The sequence below is a fragment of the Verrucomicrobiia bacterium genome, assembly GCA_035629335.1.
In the GTDB taxonomy this organism is placed as follows: domain Bacteria; phylum Patescibacteriota; class Saccharimonadia; order Saccharimonadales; family Saccharimonadaceae; genus DASUUR01.
In genome coordinates this window covers 21,419-39,576 of the sequence record DASPIB010000012.1, presented here as the reverse complement: position 1 = coordinate 39,576, position 18,158 = coordinate 21,419, and the positions used below count along the sequence as shown (strand labels likewise).

Annotated in this window: 33 protein-coding genes; 28 read left to right on the top strand and 5 right to left on the bottom strand. The window is 43.7% G+C overall.

The window, feature by feature from the left end; translation table 11 throughout:
* Nucleotides 1–287: 287 nt before the first annotated feature.
* From VD907_06870 to VD907_06855, 4 genes are all read right to left on the bottom strand, one after another.
* Entirely contained in the window at nucleotides 288–1,598 is a 1,311-nt protein-coding gene (locus tag VD907_06870) for a site-specific integrase (protein ID HYG84568.1), read from the bottom strand.
* Nucleotides 1,599–1,698: 100 nt separating this feature from the next.
* Nucleotides 1,699–2,076: a helix-turn-helix transcriptional regulator gene (locus tag VD907_06865; protein ID HYG84567.1), complete on the bottom strand. Its 378-nt coding sequence runs from the start codon at nucleotides 2,074–2,076 to the stop codon at nucleotides 1,699–1,701.
* A complete protein-coding gene (locus tag VD907_06860) occupies nucleotides 2,076–2,630 on the bottom strand; it encodes a hypothetical protein (protein HYG84566.1) in 555 nt (184 codons plus the stop codon). The genes VD907_06865 and VD907_06860 overlap by 1 nt, the downstream gene beginning before the upstream one ends.
* A 141-nt stretch (nucleotides 2,631–2,771) precedes the next feature.
* Nucleotides 2,772–3,308, bottom strand: a complete 537-nt coding sequence (locus VD907_06855; protein HYG84565.1) for a hypothetical protein — start codon at nucleotides 3,306–3,308, stop codon at nucleotides 2,772–2,774.
* 654 nt (nucleotides 3,309–3,962) lie between these two features.
* Here VD907_06855 and VD907_06850 point away from each other — a divergent pair.
* From VD907_06850 to VD907_06725, 26 genes are all read left to right on the top strand, one after another.
* A complete protein-coding gene (locus tag VD907_06850; protein ID HYG84564.1) occupies nucleotides 3,963–4,331 on the top strand; it encodes a hypothetical protein in 369 nt (122 codons plus the stop codon).
* Nucleotides 4,328–4,777, top strand: coding sequence for a hypothetical protein (locus VD907_06845; protein HYG84563.1), 450 nt, complete (start codon nucleotides 4,328–4,330; stop codon nucleotides 4,775–4,777). Before VD907_06850 ends, VD907_06845 begins: the two co-directional genes overlap by 4 nt.
* Nucleotides 4,778–4,958: 181 nt before the next feature.
* Nucleotides 4,959–5,234 carry a hypothetical protein gene (locus VD907_06840; GenBank protein HYG84562.1) on the top strand — a complete coding sequence of 92 codons (276 nt, stop codon included), beginning with the start codon at nucleotides 4,959–4,961 and terminating at the stop codon, nucleotides 5,232–5,234.
* 117 nt (nucleotides 5,235–5,351) lie between these two features.
* A complete protein-coding gene (locus VD907_06835) occupies nucleotides 5,352–5,951 on the top strand; it encodes a hypothetical protein (protein ID HYG84561.1) in 600 nt (199 codons plus the stop codon).
* Nucleotides 5,948–6,424 carry a hypothetical protein gene (locus VD907_06830; GenBank protein HYG84560.1) on the top strand — a complete coding sequence of 159 codons (477 nt, stop codon included), beginning with the start codon at nucleotides 5,948–5,950 and terminating at the stop codon, nucleotides 6,422–6,424. The genes VD907_06835 and VD907_06830 overlap by 4 nt, the downstream gene beginning before the upstream one ends.
* Before the next feature lie 2 nt (nucleotides 6,425–6,426).
* Complete coding sequence (locus VD907_06825; GenBank protein ID HYG84559.1) at nucleotides 6,427–6,858, top strand: hypothetical protein; 432 nt, start codon at nucleotides 6,427–6,429, stop codon at nucleotides 6,856–6,858.
* A gap of 520 nt (nucleotides 6,859–7,378) precedes the next feature.
* Nucleotides 7,379–7,660, top strand: a complete 282-nt coding sequence (locus tag VD907_06820) for a hypothetical protein (protein ID HYG84558.1) — start codon at nucleotides 7,379–7,381, stop codon at nucleotides 7,658–7,660.
* Complete coding sequence (locus VD907_06815) at nucleotides 7,657–8,496, top strand: phosphoadenosine phosphosulfate reductase family protein (protein ID HYG84557.1); 840 nt, start codon at nucleotides 7,657–7,659, stop codon at nucleotides 8,494–8,496. The genes VD907_06820 and VD907_06815 overlap by 4 nt, the downstream gene beginning before the upstream one ends.
* Nucleotides 8,497–8,653: 157 nt before the next feature.
* Entirely contained in the window at nucleotides 8,654–9,211 is a 558-nt protein-coding gene (locus VD907_06810) for a hypothetical protein (GenBank protein ID HYG84556.1), read from the top strand.
* Nucleotides 9,204–9,923 carry a hypothetical protein gene (locus VD907_06805; GenBank protein ID HYG84555.1) on the top strand — a complete coding sequence of 240 codons (720 nt, stop codon included), beginning with the start codon at nucleotides 9,204–9,206 and terminating at the stop codon, nucleotides 9,921–9,923. Before VD907_06810 ends, VD907_06805 begins: the two co-directional genes overlap by 8 nt.
* Complete coding sequence (locus tag VD907_06800; protein HYG84554.1) at nucleotides 9,916–10,680, top strand: hypothetical protein; 765 nt, start codon at nucleotides 9,916–9,918, stop codon at nucleotides 10,678–10,680. The genes VD907_06805 and VD907_06800 overlap by 8 nt, the downstream gene beginning before the upstream one ends.
* Complete coding sequence (locus VD907_06795; protein HYG84553.1) at nucleotides 10,673–10,855, top strand: hypothetical protein; 183 nt, start codon at nucleotides 10,673–10,675, stop codon at nucleotides 10,853–10,855. Before VD907_06800 ends, VD907_06795 begins: the two co-directional genes overlap by 8 nt.
* Before the next feature lie 244 nt (nucleotides 10,856–11,099).
* Nucleotides 11,100–11,639: a recombination protein NinG gene (locus VD907_06790; GenBank protein HYG84552.1), complete on the top strand. Its 540-nt coding sequence runs from the start codon at nucleotides 11,100–11,102 to the stop codon at nucleotides 11,637–11,639.
* Nucleotides 11,626–11,829, top strand: coding sequence for a hypothetical protein (locus VD907_06785; protein ID HYG84551.1), 204 nt, complete (start codon nucleotides 11,626–11,628; stop codon nucleotides 11,827–11,829). Before VD907_06790 ends, VD907_06785 begins: the two co-directional genes overlap by 14 nt.
* On the top strand, nucleotides 11,817–12,083 hold the full coding sequence (locus VD907_06780; GenBank protein ID HYG84550.1) for a hypothetical protein: 267 nt from the start codon (nucleotides 11,817–11,819) through the stop codon (nucleotides 12,081–12,083). The genes VD907_06785 and VD907_06780 overlap by 13 nt, the downstream gene beginning before the upstream one ends.
* 251 nt (nucleotides 12,084–12,334) lie before the next feature.
* A complete protein-coding gene (locus VD907_06775; protein HYG84549.1) occupies nucleotides 12,335–12,622 on the top strand; it encodes a hypothetical protein in 288 nt (95 codons plus the stop codon).
* Between the two features lie 38 nt (nucleotides 12,623–12,660).
* Nucleotides 12,661–12,951, top strand: coding sequence for a hypothetical protein (locus VD907_06770; GenBank protein ID HYG84548.1), 291 nt, complete (start codon nucleotides 12,661–12,663; stop codon nucleotides 12,949–12,951).
* A 22-nt stretch (nucleotides 12,952–12,973) separates the two neighbouring features.
* Nucleotides 12,974–13,249 carry a hypothetical protein gene (locus VD907_06765; GenBank protein HYG84547.1) on the top strand — a complete coding sequence of 92 codons (276 nt, stop codon included), beginning with the start codon at nucleotides 12,974–12,976 and terminating at the stop codon, nucleotides 13,247–13,249.
* A gap of 2 nt (nucleotides 13,250–13,251) precedes the next feature.
* A complete protein-coding gene (locus VD907_06760) occupies nucleotides 13,252–13,617 on the top strand; it encodes a hypothetical protein (protein ID HYG84546.1) in 366 nt (121 codons plus the stop codon).
* A gap of 4 nt (nucleotides 13,618–13,621) precedes the next feature.
* Entirely contained in the window at nucleotides 13,622–14,116 is a 495-nt protein-coding gene (locus VD907_06755) for a YopX family protein (GenBank protein HYG84545.1), read from the top strand.
* A complete protein-coding gene (locus VD907_06750; protein ID HYG84544.1) occupies nucleotides 14,113–14,340 on the top strand; it encodes a hypothetical protein in 228 nt (75 codons plus the stop codon). Before VD907_06755 ends, VD907_06750 begins: the two co-directional genes overlap by 4 nt.
* Before the next feature lie 90 nt (nucleotides 14,341–14,430).
* Nucleotides 14,431–14,742, top strand: coding sequence for a DUF551 domain-containing protein (locus VD907_06745; protein ID HYG84543.1), 312 nt, complete (start codon nucleotides 14,431–14,433; stop codon nucleotides 14,740–14,742).
* A gap of 228 nt (nucleotides 14,743–14,970) precedes the next feature.
* Nucleotides 14,971–15,660: an NUMOD4 domain-containing protein gene (locus tag VD907_06740; protein HYG84542.1), complete on the top strand. Its 690-nt coding sequence runs from the start codon at nucleotides 14,971–14,973 to the stop codon at nucleotides 15,658–15,660.
* Nucleotides 15,657–16,076, top strand: coding sequence for a hypothetical protein (locus tag VD907_06735; protein ID HYG84541.1), 420 nt, complete (start codon nucleotides 15,657–15,659; stop codon nucleotides 16,074–16,076). Before VD907_06740 ends, VD907_06735 begins: the two co-directional genes overlap by 4 nt.
* Nucleotides 16,077–16,111: 35 nt before the next feature.
* Nucleotides 16,112–16,249, top strand: a complete 138-nt coding sequence (locus tag VD907_06730) for a hypothetical protein (GenBank protein HYG84540.1) — start codon at nucleotides 16,112–16,114, stop codon at nucleotides 16,247–16,249.
* Nucleotides 16,250–16,255: 6 nt separating this feature from the next.
* Nucleotides 16,256–16,465, top strand: coding sequence for a hypothetical protein (locus VD907_06725; protein HYG84539.1), 210 nt, complete (start codon nucleotides 16,256–16,258; stop codon nucleotides 16,463–16,465).
* Nucleotides 16,466–16,494: 29 nt separating this feature from the next.
* Here VD907_06725 and VD907_06720 read toward each other — a convergent pair whose 3' ends face one another.
* Nucleotides 16,495–16,743, bottom strand: coding sequence for a hypothetical protein (locus tag VD907_06720; GenBank protein HYG84538.1), 249 nt, complete (start codon nucleotides 16,741–16,743; stop codon nucleotides 16,495–16,497).
* Between the two features lie 356 nt (nucleotides 16,744–17,099).
* On the opposite strand from VD907_06720, the gene VD907_06715 reads away from it, so the two are divergent.
* Together VD907_06715 and VD907_06710 are read left to right on the top strand one after the other, a co-directional pair.
* Nucleotides 17,100–17,795, top strand: coding sequence for an SOS response-associated peptidase (locus tag VD907_06715; GenBank protein HYG84537.1), 696 nt, complete (start codon nucleotides 17,100–17,102; stop codon nucleotides 17,793–17,795).
* Nucleotides 17,796–17,837: 42 nt separating this feature from the next.
* Nucleotides 17,838–18,143 carry a hypothetical protein gene (locus VD907_06710; protein HYG84536.1) on the top strand — a complete coding sequence of 102 codons (306 nt, stop codon included), beginning with the start codon at nucleotides 17,838–17,840 and terminating at the stop codon, nucleotides 18,141–18,143.
* Nucleotides 18,144–18,158 lie beyond the last annotated feature (15 nt).

Here is an 18,158-nt window from a genome sequence, read left to right as displayed (position 1 = left end):
ATGAAAAAGGCCAGGTAGGGGCCCGGCCAATTTCGTTTTCTCTCCGCTCAAGAAGAATCATTCTTTTATACTATTTAAGTATAAATATTTCCTTAGTGGTGAAGCCATCGATCCGAGAGAGTTTAACCCCCTTTCCCCCTTAGTCAATTCTGAGGAGAAAATGGGTTTTCTTCGTTTCAATGACTCTACTTCCTTGAGCGGAGCCAGCCATGTACCTGTCAGGTTGTACCCCCATTATCCAGACATAGCAAATATCGAAAAGATATATTAAATATCCAAATAATCGATTAAAACCTCACCGTTTCCCCTACGACCTTCCCGGACATAGCCGCACCCAGGTCCCGAATGTAATTTTCAAAACTCGTATAATCATCATGCCCGGTAAGCTGCATAGCTTCGGCCAATGTAAGACCCAACCGGATCAGATCGATACACCTATTGTGCTTCCATCCGTAAATTGAATATTTTCGGTCTAGGCCAAATTTATCCTTTATCGGCTTGTACCTGTTGGTAAAAAAGTTGACACTTACCGGTGTTTGGGATCCATAAAACCCGGGTCCAAATAGGAACCTTTCTCGTGGATATTGATAAATATTTATTTCGTCAAACCATTCCTTAAGTTCTGTACAAAGCGGAACGAACCTTTCCCCGGTCTTGCCATCGGTAATTCTTATTGTGCCTCTTACGGTGTCAATATCACCAATCCGTACAAACCTGGCTTCTTTCTTGGGGCGCGAACAGGAGTAATAAATATACTGGCAATACGAATGCATAAAGGCATCGTTTTCTGCCATGTATTCCTTTATATTTTTCGCAAGCTCGGTATCGTAATAGGTATTCTTGGTTGCTTTAGTTTTTTGGGCATCTATGCCGATTGCGGGGTTGTTCTGAATGAGTTGCTTTTTATCACGAAGGAAGATGAAAATAGACGAAACAAATTCCTTGTAATTGTTCCGGGTGCGCGGTGACCAGTTACGCTCCTCTTGACAATCTGAAAGGAACGTCTCGATATGATCAGTGGTAATTTTCCCCGGCTCTACCTTCAGTAGGTCCTGGGAGGACAACCATTCCTTAAACCACTTACAAAGGTTCTCATAGTCTATGATTGTCTTATCGGAGAGCTTCCTGGACTTTCGGTTCTGGATGAACAGCTCGAGAGCGGTATTCATATTCACAGAATTTTCAGATATAGCTCGCCTCTCATGGATCTTATTAACTCTCCCCTCATCCGCGAACGGATTTATTATTCCACTCCGAAGGCCATTATTAATGACCTGGATAACCCCGGCTGCATATTCTTCCGCTGCAGCATCCCCTTTATGTTTTCGGACGTAATTGATATCGGAGCGATCCCGGAAACGTTCAAACCTTTTGCCTGGCGGTTTTAGTTCTACCGGATACCTGTATTGGTATTCAATATACCAATCCTTACCTGTCTTTTTAAGGACAGCTTCACGGTATTGTGGTTGCCCCATCAGCTTCTTAAACTTGTCCGATATCTGTCCGTATTTATTAAAAATGCCCCTAACGATATCATTAGGGGCATCCGTGCTCAGGGTGGGATTGGGAAGTTCGGTATGAATTTGCTTTTTCCGCATCTTTAATTGCTTTATTGTATTATTTTACGCGGTATTAAAAGGGTAAATTTGTCCGGAATTTGTACAGTTTGTTTTCGGGGGCGTTCCTGAGCACACGTCATTACTTTTCCTTTCTTCTTTTTAAATCGCATTGGGCCTCAAGCAATGAGATCTTATCCTCCAGCATAGCAATTATACGCTGCTGGTCCTTTATATGGGCCTTAAGCAATTCGTTCTGCTCTGCAATGAATTTAGCGTCATTGGCCGCTACGGGAGGCGCATCCTTGTCCAGGAACGCTTTCCCTCGTTGATTAAACCACCAATCCTGATTGAGGCTTGTGGCCTCTCCTATTTTCCTTATAATGTTATAGGTGGCATTCCTCTTTCCGGTTATGATGTCAGATATAAGGGATTGCGAAAGCTTCGCTTTTTCGGCGAGCTCCTTCTGCGTCATATTCAGCGTCTTCATGATGAAGCGCATTTTTTCTGGATCGGTCATCACCAGTTGTCGTTGGATGGTTTAAGTGCGAAAGTATCATGGAAATGGACTGCCAACATTTGCATAGTATTTCTTATGGGGTTCCTCATGAAGGATGGCGTTTTGCTTTCCTTTAGATACTTAAATGCACCCGTTTTGCTATTGTATGAATATTCCGTAAAATAGTAAGTGAACTTCTCAACTTCATCATAAAAGTATATACCGCTTAAAACCACCCTATACTTTCCGCCTTTTATTTGAACTAAAAATCCATATGATACTGGGTCATCCATTAAGAGAGATAAATCCCCTCTTTTGAACCCGTGTGCCTTATAATTTACCTGGGCATTTTCAATCCTTCCTGAAATTTGTCCCTCACTCACTAAAACATCCTTAACTCCTCTTATTAAAGGAATGAATGCCGATAATCGCCTTTGCAATTCCGTTGAATCTGTGTCAAGGTTGTAAACAAATTCATATTGAACCTCGTTGCCGGTGTATTTAAAATTATTTATAGACTGACCAAATATAGCAGAGGGAAGCAACGTAAAACCTATTAGTAATAGTATTCTCATATTTTCACATTTAAAGGTTGAAAATTGTGTAGTAATTTGCTATATTTGGGTTACCTATAACTAAACAAGCGGAGGAACCTATTTAAGACAGATACTGAACATTATCATATTAGTCAGTTTTCATTTATACGATCATTATGATCACTTCCCGGCCGGTATTTCGGATTTAGAGCGGGACGGGTTGCTATTTCCCAAATTTCGCTCATAGGCCGAGATTTTTTTAGCATCTCGCTCTATACGCTCCTGAAGGCCCTTTATCTCGTTATCCTTTTCGATCAACTTTTCCTCCAATTTATTGTACTTTCCCAAAAGGTCGCTTATTTGACCTTCAAGGTGCGCAATGTACCTTTCTTGGACGCTTATCGTACGCTCCTTTTCGGCAGAAACCGCTATTCCGCTTTCATTTAAAATAGGATCTTCGACATTCTGGACTGTCATTTCTCCCTCTCCCTGTAGGAGCCAATTTCTACTCAGAGATGGAAATTTCCTTAGAATATTCTCCAATAATATCCCTTTTATTTCGGTATTGCTCTTGAGCATTTTACCTAAGCGGCCGTTCCCCATCCCTAATTTTACCTCGGCCTGCCGCTTGGAATACCCTTGATTCTCAATGAATTGAATAAATCTTTGAATCGTAGAGCCCATTAATTTTAAATTAATTGAGAAAAATCTACACATAAAATTTGCTCGTGTAGATTTTTCTACATATATTTGCTTACCAACAAACAAAGATAGATAAAAAATGAGAATAACAATGCGAGCGGAATCTGAGGACCTGAAGGGCTCTATGAAAGAAATGGTTATTAATGCCACACTAACCGCCCCATTAAAAAGGCGAAATAGTGCGGCCCGCTACGCATGGGAGTTGAAACTTATCTACGGTAAAGTCTACACTGTGAAGCTCACAAATGATCGTTCAGAGGTAGAAATAACTCGTGTTGCATAATGCTGAGAGTAGAATACATAAAAGGACAGCCATCCAAACGAACCCGCAAAAGCGAAATAGACCGCCTATCCCGGGAATACGCTAAGCGAGTGATAGAAAAGCGGCTACTCAGGCACCCGGAAGATATAAGGGACGAATTAAGAAAAGAAATCTATAAAGAATACGGATTATGATAATGTCAAACACTCCCAACGCCTCTCAAAAATGGGCATTGATTATAGGGGTTGCCTTAATCACCTTGATCGCATTCCCTTCCTGCGAAAAGGACGAACTCCCTGAACCGACAAAGCAAGAAAAACCCGAAACGAAATGCAGCTGCGGCGGCAAATAATTAAAAACAAGAAAGCCCCGGCGGTAACCGAGGCAATCAATTAAATCTTACAACAATGCAAACTTACGACTTATTCGAAACATTGGCAAATCACCTGCGACCGGCAGTAGAAACGATGATGGAACGCGCTCCCTCCTACTATGTTGACCATTCCAAAATAAATGGCGACTGCGTAGAGGTGGTGTATCAGGTAACCGGCGGCGATGTAGAGCAGTGGAACGAAGGCAGCATTCCCCTGGAAAAGCTGAAAACCTACATCGAAAAAGAAGGCCTGAATGAGGTTGAAAACAACGGCGTAAACCATCACGGCGAACACGTGCAGGATATCTTCGATATGCCGGTGGATATCTTTTTGGAAGATTGGGAGAACCGTAATAATGCAGTAGCGGAATATCTGCGTGATGGAGGGGAGGTGATATTATGAGCAAGCAATTCGAGAACACACCGGAAAATAAAGCCCGGTTCTTTGCTCTGTATTTTGGTCTGGAGGTATGCTACCGCAATAATGATCCATACAACCGAAAGGGGGACGTTTGCGCCTACACGTTTTCCAGGGACAATAAAGTAAAGAAAGACGCTTATCTCGAACTGCGCCCCCTCTCCGACATTACGGATGAGGAAGCCACTACATTATTGTGCATGGTTCATCCTGATGCGATTTTTGAATCGGTTAGCGCAGATTGTCACGGGATGACAATTAACTACAGCGAGGGTATATTTCATTACTCCTTTGGGTTCCACATTAAAGGTGCTCCTGCCGATCGAGCCGACTACCTCCGCTCCCGCTCCTTCGCCCTTCCCTACATGGGCGTTTCCGTGGAAACCTTCGTAGAATGGGGATGGATTAAATTGAAAGGAGGTCAGCAATGAAATCACTGCAAGACTTCGACGGCAATGAGGTTGCCTACCGCCAGTACCTCGAGAGCTACTACGCCATTCAAATCTTCTGCAAGATCATGGATAGTCATGACAGGTGGCAGCATGACGGTCATACCCCTGAATCTGCTGCATCGATAGCAAAACAATACGCAAGGACTTTAATACAATCGCAATGAAAGAACTCGATACCTCATACACCGGAGGCCGCGAAATGTCCACTACTGAATGGTTTGAGTTTACGGATATCGACCGCGCTAAAATAAGGCACCAGGAATTACGGGAAGAAAAGTTCCTGCGGGATGCGGAAGCCTTCAACGACCATGCGAAGCAGACGCTTTATGAGATGCTTAAAGGCATTCTTATGCTGGCAGCTACCCTTCTATTCTGCCTTGCAGGGATCATCTGGAAAGATCAAATACTGGACTTCTTCCGCAATCTTTTAAACTGAAATGACTTACGACCACATATCAGAGGAGGAGCCCCAAAACGATAATGCCATTATCTGGCTGATGGCGGGGGCTGCAGCGATCGGAATAATTGAGCAAATCATCAAATACTATACAAAATGAAAATCACCGACGAAATAAGACAAAGATTAAGAGAGCCACTGCCGAAAGAAGCAGTCAAGCCGCACCCTACCAAAAATTACCTTTCCACTATCAAGGCCATTTACGTGGTGGAGCGCCTAAACGATGTGTTCGGCGTAGGGATGTGGAAATTGACTTCGGAAGTTATCGACAATTCTACCAAGCATATTGTGGTGAAGTCGCACTTGGTTATCCCTGAATACGAAATAGAGCTGGAAAGCTATGGCGGCAACGATAATGCAGATCTGGGGGACGCTTACAAAGGGGCCACTACAGACGCCCTTACCAAAATGGCATCTATGCTGGAAATAGGAATTGACGTATTCAAGGGATACGGAAACAACCCACCTGTTAAAGAGCCTTCCACCGACGAAAAGGTAAATGGTATGCTCAAAAAGCAGCAGCAGGCAGGATACGACGAACTCGTTCCGTTTGACCTGAAAGGCAAAATAAAGGCCTGCGAAAGCAAAAAGGCTGTAGTAAAACTAACCCAGGATAACCCCTACTGGACAACCAGCGAAGAATTTCAATTCCTGTGCAAAGAACGGGTTACCGAACTGGAAGGAGTACCCGCATGACACATGTTGCAACTATTCAAAAAGGCGAGTTTTCGGAACTGGATAAAAATGCAATCGAGGCCATAGCGTCTCACTACGAGGACGGAATTAATGAAGGTTTTATTGACCCCATAGAAGCCCTCATAATCGCCAAAAAAGGCCAGGAAATTTACAAGGCCGTTGAAAGGCGAGTTAGGCCCCTGGCTGAATCCGAAATCAGCATTCCCAAAGGCGATAAGATCACCAAATACTATGCTGAGGTTACCCAGGGAGAAACCGGCGTGAAGTACGACTACGCTTCCTGCGGGGATAAGCTTTGGGACAACCTTAACGCGCAACTTGAATCCATCTCCGCAGAAATAAAAGAACGTGAAAAGTTCCTGCAGGGAGTAAAGAAGGAGCAGGGATGCTTTGACCCTGAAACAGGAGAAAGCTGGACCGTAAACCCTCCTGTTCGCACCGGGAAGATTGGGCTTAAAATCACCATAAAATAACGATGCGCTACGAGTTCAACGGTGTAACGGAAAACGGAACCCTTCGCATAATAAACCGAAGGTTGTTCGACGAATGCATTCATTCATTCAATGGCAAGCCTGTTACCATTACCCTTGAACGCAAGAAGAAAAAAAGAAGCAGCCCGCAGAACCGGTTTTTTCACGGCCCGGTGCTGGACATTCTCCAAGCGGGATTGATCGATGCGGGTTTCAACGAGGCCCGATCAAAGGATTGGGTAAAGGATCTGATAAAGTACAAGTTCCTGAAGTACGAAACCATCAGCGAACACGGAGAGCCAATAGAAGCCATTAAGCACACGTCGGAGCTTACAACATCTGAATTTATGGACTTCGTGGCAGATGTAACACAATGGGCAGCGGAATTTCTCGGTATAGAAATCCCCGACCCGGGACAAGTAGAATTAACCTTTTAAAATATGAGCAATTACGAACAAAAGCCAGGAACAGGCGCAATCTTCAAGAATGACCATAAGAAGCAGGACAGCCACCCTGATTACCGGGGAAAAGGGAAAGACCTTCAAGGAAATGACATTGAGATATCTATGTGGGTTAAGAAATCGAAGGACGGGAAATCGTTTTTCAGCTTTCAGATACAGGAGCCCTACGACAAAGGATCTATACCTAAGCAAGGGAATGGCCTGCCGAAGTCACAGGAATTTGAGAATAGGGACGATTCATTGCCCTTCTGACATTCCAAATAAGGGGCTATAGGGCTACTTGCATCGGTTAGGATTAGGGCTTATCGGTCTGCGTACCTCTGGCCGATAATGAGAGGTTGGGATTGCCAATGTTGCCGCTTGAAGGCTGCATCCCCAACAAGTACCGCAAAGTGCGATGATGCAAACAGTACGCCCCGCAGACAAACGATAAAACCCAACAAAGGCATGTTGGTTGACAGCCCGGAATAGACGGGCTTTATTAAAAACATTAATCATGACCTGGTACAACACAACAGCAGAAGCTCCCAACCAATTGGACATCTTCCAGCAGCGGGCAGAAAAGCAGGAAGCAATAGTTCTGCAGCTATTTGAGGCACACAAGGAATTAAGCCCCTGGAAGGCATTCAAGCTCTGCAGGCAGTTAGGTCGAGACTTCCCTATCACTTCGATAAGAAGGGCTATATCTGACCTTGAAAAACAAGGGAAGCTGGTTAAAACAAGTAAGCAGGTCAAGGGGCCTTATGGGGTTAATGAATATTTGTGGAGGGCTGCATGAAGGATTTGCGCATCATATCAGTATCAGGCGGGAAGGACAGCACAGCGCTTTACCTGTTGGCGCAGGAGTATTTCGGAAATAGCTTCCTTCCGATCTTCGCAGACACGGGGAATGAACATCCGGTTACGGTCAATTATGTGAAAAACCTTCATGTAATGACTGAAGGCCCGGAAGTGGTAATGGTTAAGGCTGATTTTACAAAACAGTTAGAAAAGAAAGGAATAATACCAACCGAAAATCCATTCGCTGATATGATGCTGTGGAAAGGCAGGGCTCCCAGCACAAAGGCTCAATTTTGCACCGAACATGTGAAGTTATGGCCGATCCGATTCTATCTTGAAAAACACTATCCACGAGATTGTTACAATTGGATCATGTTTACTGGTATCCGTGCAGGAGAAAGCGAAAGGCGTTCCAAAATGCAACCTTTTAACTGGAACAGCTTCTTTAACTGTGAAAGCGTCCTGCCACTGTTATACGAATCAAAAGAACAAATATTCTCATTAATGGCTCAAAAGGGCGTACCCCCTAACCCGTTATACGCCTTAGGGAATAATCGTGTTGGCTGCTACCCCTGTATCCATGCAAATAAAAATCAGTTACAGGTATTGCCTGAATGGGCGTGGGACAAAATAGAACATTGGGAAAATATGCTGGGCAGATCATGGTTTCCTTCCGGCATACTTCCCGGTAAACCAAAAGGATATATCCCTAAGATCAGCGAAGTAAAGGAGTGGTGTAAGACCTCCCGCGGAGGGAAGCAATACAATGCATTCAAACAGGACGCGCCGGATGATGCACCAAGCTGTATGACAGGATGGCTTCAATGCGAATAAATAGAAAGGAGGGTTTACAACGGATCAACAGGACCGCCAGAGAGCTAATAGAGTTGATCGATAAAAAAGAAAAATACCTAACACTGACCGCCGATTTACGGCTACTTGTAGAGAAGAACGAGATTGAAATTTTTGAACTTATGAAATACGGGGAAACATGTCAAAAAGTGAATTTTTAGAGAATACTCTAGAGGAGATAATTTTCAACAATCCGGATCGATTGCCGGAAGCAGGTCTACATGCTCCTGGAAAACTATATAGGCAAGTTCATTTAGGATCGTACGGTATAGCCGATATTATAGCCATTGATATCTATCCAAGAGAAATATGTATATCCATTTTAGAATTAAAAAAAGGAAAAGTTGGTTTTAATGAATTAGCCCAAGCTTGCCGGTATAAAACATGTATCGATGAATACCTGTATAGCCTGGAAGTTCCCAGGAAGCTATTAATCCATGTTAACGCCATTGCAATAGGAAGTTCGATTGACGAGACTAGCGACTTTGTCTATCTGTATAACAAAATTGACGATTATATCAGCATCTATACTTACGAATACGGGTTTGACGGTCTGAAATTCAATTTAGTCGGAAAGAGGTGGCACAATACGGGTTTCCATCCAAAGTGCCTGCGGGAACTTCATTCAACTATAAAAGAAAAATTGCTGCAATCAATCAAGGAAAGCGTGTATTCAAAGGGGGTTGAAAATGTCTAAGCGATTTACAGATACCGAAATATGGGAAAAGTCATGGTTTATGGAACTTTCCCTCAAGCACAAATGCTTAATCAGATTCCTATTTGATAAATGTGACGCTGCCGGTGTGTGGCAGCCTAATCTTCTGCTTGCAAGTGTTTTCATTGGTGAGAGAGTAACCAAGGAAGATTTTGAGGTATTAAAAGACCAGATCGAATACCTGCCTAACGGGAAAATTTTTATAAAGGACTTCGTAAAATTTCAATACGGAGAACTTACTTCCGCCTGTCCTCCACACCGAAAGGTGATAGCTCTACTAAAAAATTACGGTCTCTTAGAAAGGGTAACGGAAGGGTATTATAAGGGTAATAATACCCTGCAAGAAGAAGAAGAATATAAAGAAGAAGAAAAAGAAAAGGAAAAAGAAGGGGGGATTACAAAGGGGGGTATTCCCGATTACTCAGAGTTCGAAGAGTATGCCGAAGAAAAGGCATTGGAATTTAACATCGCCATAGATGCCGCAAAACTCAAGGCCAAGTACAACGCATGGAAGGAGGCCGGATGGCGTACCGGTGGAAGTAAGAGCAAAGGAGGTGACCGCGCGATAAAAAACTGGAAATCCACGCTTTGCAACACGATTAACTTCCTTCAGCCGGAAACAGGTTTGAAAAAAGAAAAAAGGGGAGCCGTAGCGGCAATCGAAAGCTTCCAAAACACGAGAATGTATGAATGAATTAGTAAGACAATCAGGGGCTTTAATCGATATGCCCCCGGTTAAACAGGTCGCAAAAACGGAGTTGTTCCAAGCTGTCAATGCAGCAATAGGCAAATCCTTCGCGGATGCTGGAGTAAAAATGCTGGACGACAATGACCGGGACTATCTGGTCAACCAGGTCGTAAAGGACATTCAAACCTACACGCCAAACCTTCGCCTGGAGGAAATCGGAATTGCCTTCCAAAACGGTGTAAGGGGCAAATACGGGGATTACTTCGGCCTCAATGTGGTTACGTTCAATAAGTTCCTTGTAGCCTACCTGTCCAGCGGGGAACGGGATCAGCGGATACTGAAAGAAGCCGACCCGGAACCGGAACCGGCCCCTCCTGCGCCAGAAGAATACGATCAGCGCTGCATGGGGCATCTGAAGGATGCGTTCAAAATTGTTTCCGAGGGAGGGTTTTTTGAGGACTTCGGTAATTTCCTGTATACATGGCTGGACAAAGAAAAGGGTGTGATAAAATTATCCAAAGAACGCAGGTGGAAAATTTGGGAGGAAGCCGAAACGAAACTACTTCTCGAAAAAGAGGAAGAAAAAAACGCTGCAACAGACTACCTAAAACGAAAGCAGATATCGCTGATCATTGAAAAAATTCAGGCCAAATCAAAAAATGACCTGGTAGAAATAAAGGCGAAAAAAATTGCCTTGAATACTTGGATAAAGGATCAAATAGAGTTTGGAGGAACGCCAGAAAGCATATTTAACAATGAATGAACTAACCCAATACATCGGGAAAACCGTCCGATTTGAGTACGTAAAAAACGGCCAAAAACACGTGGTTGTAGACCACCTAAAAACGGTTCAGGAAGACAGGATCAAGGTCGGAGACACGTGGCTGCCCACTACCGGAGCATTTATTATTTCAGAAGTTGAATACAAAGGATCATGAAGCCAGGACAAAAAATAGACAAAAGCCTTACGGCAAAGTTTGAGGCGCTTTTCCTTTATGAAAAGGGAGTTCATATAGCCCAAATTGGAATTATCCAGAAGGTCCACAGGACAACTATCTACAACCGATTGGCGACAATTCAGGGGTATATATCTGTATACCCGTCTATTAAGGCGCAGTACCAGGAATACGCCAACAAAATAGAAAGGCGACCCTCTTGATGCAGCGTAATTCTACCATAAAGATGAAAGAGGGCAAATGCCTTGACTGTGACTATAACGGGCCGCTGATAGCTGGTAGGTGCCAAAGTCATTATAAACGGCACAGAGCGGCTGTAAATAAGAAGAAACCGGAAACGATAGAGGTCAGGTCAATTCAAAAATACAACAACCGTTCAATCAGCTGGCTGATAAAAAAAGCTACCCAGGTATTCAACAAGTACATCCGGGAAAGAGACAGCAACGGAGATTCATTTACCTGTATTTCCTGCGGGGAACTCAAATCATTAAAGCAGATCCAGGCCGGACATTATTTGTCCGCAGGGCATAACGGAGTAGTAAGGTTCAACGAAGATAACGTGCATGCCCAATGCATCAGATGTAATACGTATTTGAGCGGGAACCAATTGAAATACCGGGAGAACCTGATTAAAAAAATAGGGTCGGAAAGGTTGGAATTACTTGAAAGGATAGCCAAGCAATCAGGGCACCGCTGGGATCGGTTTGGATTGATCCATTTGATTGAGACGTACAAACAAAAAATTAAGGATTATGACATTCGATGAAATGACCGAAGCCGTTAGGGAGGCCAAAGAAACAACAAGAAGGGCCGATTCTATGGTAGGCGACATGCTTGAAATTATTTATAACCGGATCCGGCTTGCTCCCGATAATTATTGGAACAATAAGCGGTTGGCTTATCTCAAAAAGTCACTGCAGGATTTTGATGCAAAGCAGCTAAAATGGAAAGACTAAAGGACTTTTTGAAAATGGTACCCCTTGCCGGAAAGCGTTTTTGTGAATTTGTAGCCCTTTTTAAAGGCCCGATGAAAGATAATATAAGAAGGGCATTGTGGCTCCATGTTGGAAAAATGCAAATGGAATTTAGAAAGGTTTGTATCAAAGCAAACAACCTCATTGTTTTCAATCGCCACGTACAGAGCCTTTATGTCCTTATTCATAAAAACAAATGTAAAATAATTGGTACATATTTTCAAATATATTTGTAAGTGTAAAATTATTGGCTTATTTTTACATAAGCAATTGACATTAACACTTAAAGACATGGAAACGATCACTATAAAAAAGACGCATAAGGATGTTTGGATGAAACGTTTCGATGACTATGAGAAAAAGTTCACAAGGATTTCAAAGAAAGAAGGGTTAGAGAGCCTTAAGCTTGCAGGCAGGATTATTTGCAATGACGGGGAGCCTGTTTCTGGAAGGTATCAAATGTGGTGTTACGTAAACTAAAACAACCATGCAAGAGAGCATAATGCCCCTAATACTTGCCATCGGCGTATTCCTATTTATCGTAGTGCCAGCTTATTTCATTGTTGTGGCCCCAGGCATTTCGATTCATAAAAAAACTGCAGCCTCTATAAAGCCAGTAGAAGGCCAAAGATACCTGTACGCGAGAGAAGGAAATGCCTATGATGGATTTACGGGGGTATGCCATTACGATTCAGATTCCGTAAGCCTGTTTTCTGGAACGGCTTGGCTCGTAGCAATTGAACGAAAATCATTCAAGTACCTGATAAAAGTTTAACCCCTCCCCCGGTAACATCCGGGGGTTAAAAAGAAAAGATGAAAAGATACACATACATAAAAAAGCAAGCTGACGAGCTTTTCCGACTCAATGAGAAAATGGAAAAGCTTTCCGATCGATACCAAAGCGAAAACACTTCCCAAAAGCAAATCCAGAAGATCAATGCTGAAATGAACTGGCTCGGCATGCAAATCGGTCAGACCGAGGAAAGAATAGCTTTCGGCCTTGGTCTTATACAGCCAGAACAGGTGCAAAAAGAATGGAATCCCAGCGGATGGCATCGGTACGCAGGAATCGAGGAAGAGTTGAAACGAGTTGAATTTTCGTAATCAAAGCCAACAGTAAAATAACATGGAAAAGAAACACACCCCGGGCCCCTGGCACCGAAACGTTCCTCCCGCCACTAAATACCCCACTATATTTTCAGGTATCAATACTCATGTATCGCGGGTAGTTGTAGACGGTTTGTCTCCCGAAGAAGTGGACGCTAATGCAAGCCTGATAGCCTGCGCTCCTGAAATGCTTGAAATGCTGAACCAACTCGCGGAAGAACTGGAATGGCATGGCGTATCTCTTTTAAAGGCAAAAGAAGCAAGGGAATTAATCAAAGTAGCCACAACACTATAAAAATGCAAAAGAATTACAAAGATTTTTCGCTTGAAAAAGCACTCGCCGGAGAACCCGTAGTAACACGGAACGGAAGAAAAGTACAGCAGCTGCATTTGTTTGATGCTAAAAGCACACAGTATCCCATTCACGGGGTATCGGAAGGCTATGTTTGGGCATGGACACGGAAAGGAACGGTTTATACCTTAGAAAGAGAAGACCCTATGGACCTTTTCATGTTGCCCCGTGAAGTAACCTATTGGGTGAATGTGTATAGGTCGCCCGGCAGCCTGACAGTAAGCAATATATTCGAAAGCGAAGATCACGCATTAACTTATGAGGACGACTGTTCTTACGTCAAAACTATCTCCTTCACAATAAATGAATGAAACCATGAGAGAAAATCTTTTTCGCGGAAAGCGAGTAGATAATGGGGAATGGGCGTATGGCAGTTATCATTGCTGTGAAGGCGCTATTCGGGGCCCAGGAAACACCGTCATCAATATTAACAAGCATTGGATTTTAGAGCGACGCGTACCTGATTATGTGGGATGGGACATTCGTGATTCCTTTATCGCGCGAGAAGTTGAACCCGCAACCGTGAGCCAATTCACCGGCCTTAAAGACAAGAACGGTGTAGATATTTATGATGGGGATATTGTTACCATGGATAGTTATCCGTTCTTCGACAATGATATTCCTAATTATATAGGAACGGTCGAATGGATTTTTAATGCATGGCAACTCGTTCTTTATTGTGTAAACCCTCTTAAAAGTGGTATTTCTGGCGGTGTTAATGGGAATATCGAAGATGAGAAACAAACTCAATTCCAGATCATCGGCAACACCCACGACAATCCTGACTTACTTAAAACCAAACAGAAATGATATACCCAGTAACATATTACGGCGCAAAATGCGATAACTGCGGCAAAGAATGGGCGGACGCAAACGAAGGGTATGCAGCGTATAACTGCGAAAACTATCTAAGTGATTGCTTAGATGAAGAAGGCTGGCACTTCGGCGGCGGGGAGGATAATAAGCACTACTGCCCCGACTGCCATGAAGTAGGAGATAATGATGAAATAGTTATTAAAAGCAAAAAGTTATGAGCAACATAAATCAACAGGAATCACCAAAGCAGAAAACAATTCGCGAAGCATACGGGGATCAATGGGAAAAGGTGAGTGAAAAGAGTTGACGTGAACGGTTGGTCGCCTTACCCATATGTTCAGGCGCACGATATAAAGGGATTGGAGTTAGAATTTACAGACGATTGTATGTTTCTTAGGCCCAAACTAATCTCTGGTATCGATAACAACAACGGCTGGATAAGAACAGACGAACGGTTGCCGGAGAATGATGATGTTGTTACTGTTTTTGAGGATAACTCTCAATATGATGCTTGGTATAACAAAGATGGAAAATATTGGGAATGCCCTTATGAGGGCGCGTATTCCACAAACCCTTCTCACTGGCGACCAAAAGAAAAATACCCAAAACCAATTTATTAACCATGAAAGAAGAAATAACCGAACAGGCTTTAAGGGAAGAAGGGTTTACAAAGAGTTGGACAGAACGGGGATCCTTTGTTTTCAACAAATTTAAGGGATTCAATATTTACTGCGAGCCTGTAAGCGGTCATGTCTGGGTATCTTTTAGTTGGGAGCTTTTGGCATTCCCCGGATGCAAGACAATGACGGAACTTCGGCAATTGATTAAAATGCTTGGAGGGAAGACTGATGCGTAATTTCATATACGGATATGTAGCTTATAACTACTTAACCGGCACATTCTCTTTTATTCCGGAAGAATGGCGTCCCATAAAAGGATATGAGGGTCTTTATGAAGTATCCAATATGGGGAGGGTTAGATCGAAACAAAGGCCCATATTGATGAAAAATAAAAAGACGAGGGTTCAGAGGGGGCAGCCAATGAAACATTTTATAAGCTCTACCGGGTATTTTGCGGTTAGATTGAGTAATCAGGGCGGTTGTAGAAATAAATTAATCCACAGACTGGTGGCGGAAGCGTTTATCTGTAATCCATATAACAAGCCACAGGTTAACCATTTAGATGGAGACAAACAAAACCCAATTATAAATAACCTCGAATGGTCAACCCCAGAAGAGAATATGCGGCATGCTTACAATTACGGGCTCATGAATCTTCCGATGGGGGAAGGCCACTGCTGGCATAATGTTTTCGGAGGCATGCACCCAGCCGCCAAATCGGTAATCGATACTGTGAGCGGCCATATTTACCCATCATTAAGAGATGCCGCAAGGTCAGTGGGTATGAATTATAGCACATTGGCATGTAAGCTAAACGGAAGCAGAGGCAACGATACGACGCTCATGTATAGTGATCAATGGCACGACGCCCAGGATAAGACATTTGGACCCAACTCATACTTATTTAAACGAATATGACAACCTCAGCAAAACACACCACTCCATGCAAGGGATGCGGGAAAGAAGTGCCTATGATCGGCGGCATATCGGATGTATGGTGCCCGGAATGTGCAATATCGAAAACCAATAATAAAATTACAATAAAAACAGCAGAAGAACTATTAATAGAGAGATTTTGGATTAATCCAGATAGGACCGGATTGGACCATATCAATATCAATTATTCCGATATAGATGAGCTCATGCAAGAATACGCAGATCAGGCCAGACAAGAGGAAAGGGAACGTATCGGGAGGGCCCTTGATAACCTTATACATCTTGCAGATATAATGTGGCTACAGACAGCACTACCGGGGCAGCACCATCCGGTTATTGAAACAGCCAGGCAAGTGCTTAAAGAAGCCGGTTACGACCCAAACAACCCCACTCCCTAATTAAGGAAACGGGGTAAAAACTTAAATAAGGAAAAATGAGCAGTATAGACAAAGACAAAGCCGACCGGGAAACCATCGAAGAAATGGAATACCTGCTTCAGAAGCGAAATGAGCAAGGTTGGACACAGCAGGATGCCGATAGGTACAGGTATTTGGAAAGTACTTTAAAATAAGGAACTATGAGCAAGAAACATGTAATAATGGGAGTAGAAGGGAAAACCGGATTTGGTGTGCGTGACCCATACACTACCCTTAAATTGAAATACGACCGTATGAGAACCGAGCTTGAAAAGATAGAGGCTTATTGTGCCAGATTTGAATCAAACACCGTGGCACGAGTTGTTGCTGCGGCCGCAAACAAGGCCCTTCAGCAATCACAGGAGGGGTAACCCTTTCGCGCCGCAGCCCCATTGGCCGCCTACCTATAATACTCCATTATCCGGTTAGCAAATACTTCTATCTCCTCAGATATCTTGTTCAGCACCTTGATACGATCACGAAGCCCGGCCTTTGGGTCGATCACTTTAAAGTCTTCCAGATGATCCTCTCCCAGGAGTTTCCTGCGCTTCATCGGCTCCCACCGCTTGAATGCTTCCAGGGCCTCCTCCGGTGTATACCACTTTTTAGTAGGGGCGTAATAGATCCAACACTTAGCCGAACGCGCCATTTCTATTTTCTTTTCGAGCCCGATATACATTTAGCAAAACTAATTATTTTAGTAATTAAATTAGCTACGCTCCCGCATTTTGAGCATGTATTTGTGCAGATGACTGATAATTGAAATTTACTATATTCGACCGTGGTAGAGATAGCAACTATTAAGCTGCTGCGGCGGCTCCAGGAGGAAGGGTATACGATGCTTGTTTCCGGGCGTATGAACGGCCACGGGAACAATTTTTATTTCCCGGAGAAAACAGAACTAGATCTTGATGATTTTGTTTATTCCTTGCCCCTCGAGGAAGATCAGGCCCTTTCAATAGGAGATGCCCTGAGGTGGCTAACGGATGAAGAATTAAAGGAACTATGTGTAATAACATCAGCATAAAGACCCCCAATTATCAGCTGCTGGAAAGACAAACCAGCCTGCAGTTTCCCCCGGAACACAGGGAACTGTACAAGTCGTATTATGAGGTATCGGGATTTAACAAACCGCTTCTCCCGGTGGTGTCAACCGAGGCACCCAGGGAGCTGCGAATGTACCGCTGGTCGTTCCTTCCTGGATGGGTAAAGGATCCCGCGACATTCAAGGCGAATACACTGAATGCCCGGGCCGAAGAACTGTTTGAAAAACCAACTTATCGTTCCTACTGGCGCAACCGCTGCCTCCTTGTAACAACCGGGTTCTTTGAGCCGCACGAAGTAGACTACAGGAAGCAAAACGAAAGTTGGCACGTCCGGCCAAAAGAGGGGGAAATAATGTATCTGGGATGCGTCTGGTCGAGGTGGGGAGATACGAATACCTTTTCGATTGTCACGACCGAGGCAAGTCCGTTAATGGCCCATGTTCACAACGGTAAAAACAGAATGCCGTTGATCCTGGATGATGAAAAAGCCGAAGCGTGGTTATTACCGGATCTCACAAAGGAAGAAATGGCAAAGCTGATGGAAACGCCGCAGCTGGATCACACTTTGGAGGCGTACCGCGTCATGGACGGGGTAACAAATACCAGGCTCGATACGAACGTCCCTGAAGTTCTCGTGCCGCTTCAAAACCTGTAGCTCTAAGAAAGTGATTGCTTTTCTTCCCCGGAGTAGGTAAATTTGAGTAAAGTAGTTTTGTGGGGCACCTTAAACCCGGTTGCATTTGTGGCCGGGTTTTTCATCATGAAAGACATCGTCTTAAAAGTCTCCTTCGGGGACGTGACTAAAGAAGTCGTCATTGCGCCCGTTCAGGCAGCGAGACTATCTTATCATGTCTACCTGGATAAAAAATATTTGGGGGCTATTCACAAGATGCTTGACGGCTGGCATTTCGACGAACAAAAGCCGGGGATATTTACCTATGAGGATATGCAGTTTATGATTGAGGCTGCGCGGAAGCATGCTGAGGGGCTTGATGCCTCGTAGTAGGCCGTGCCGGGC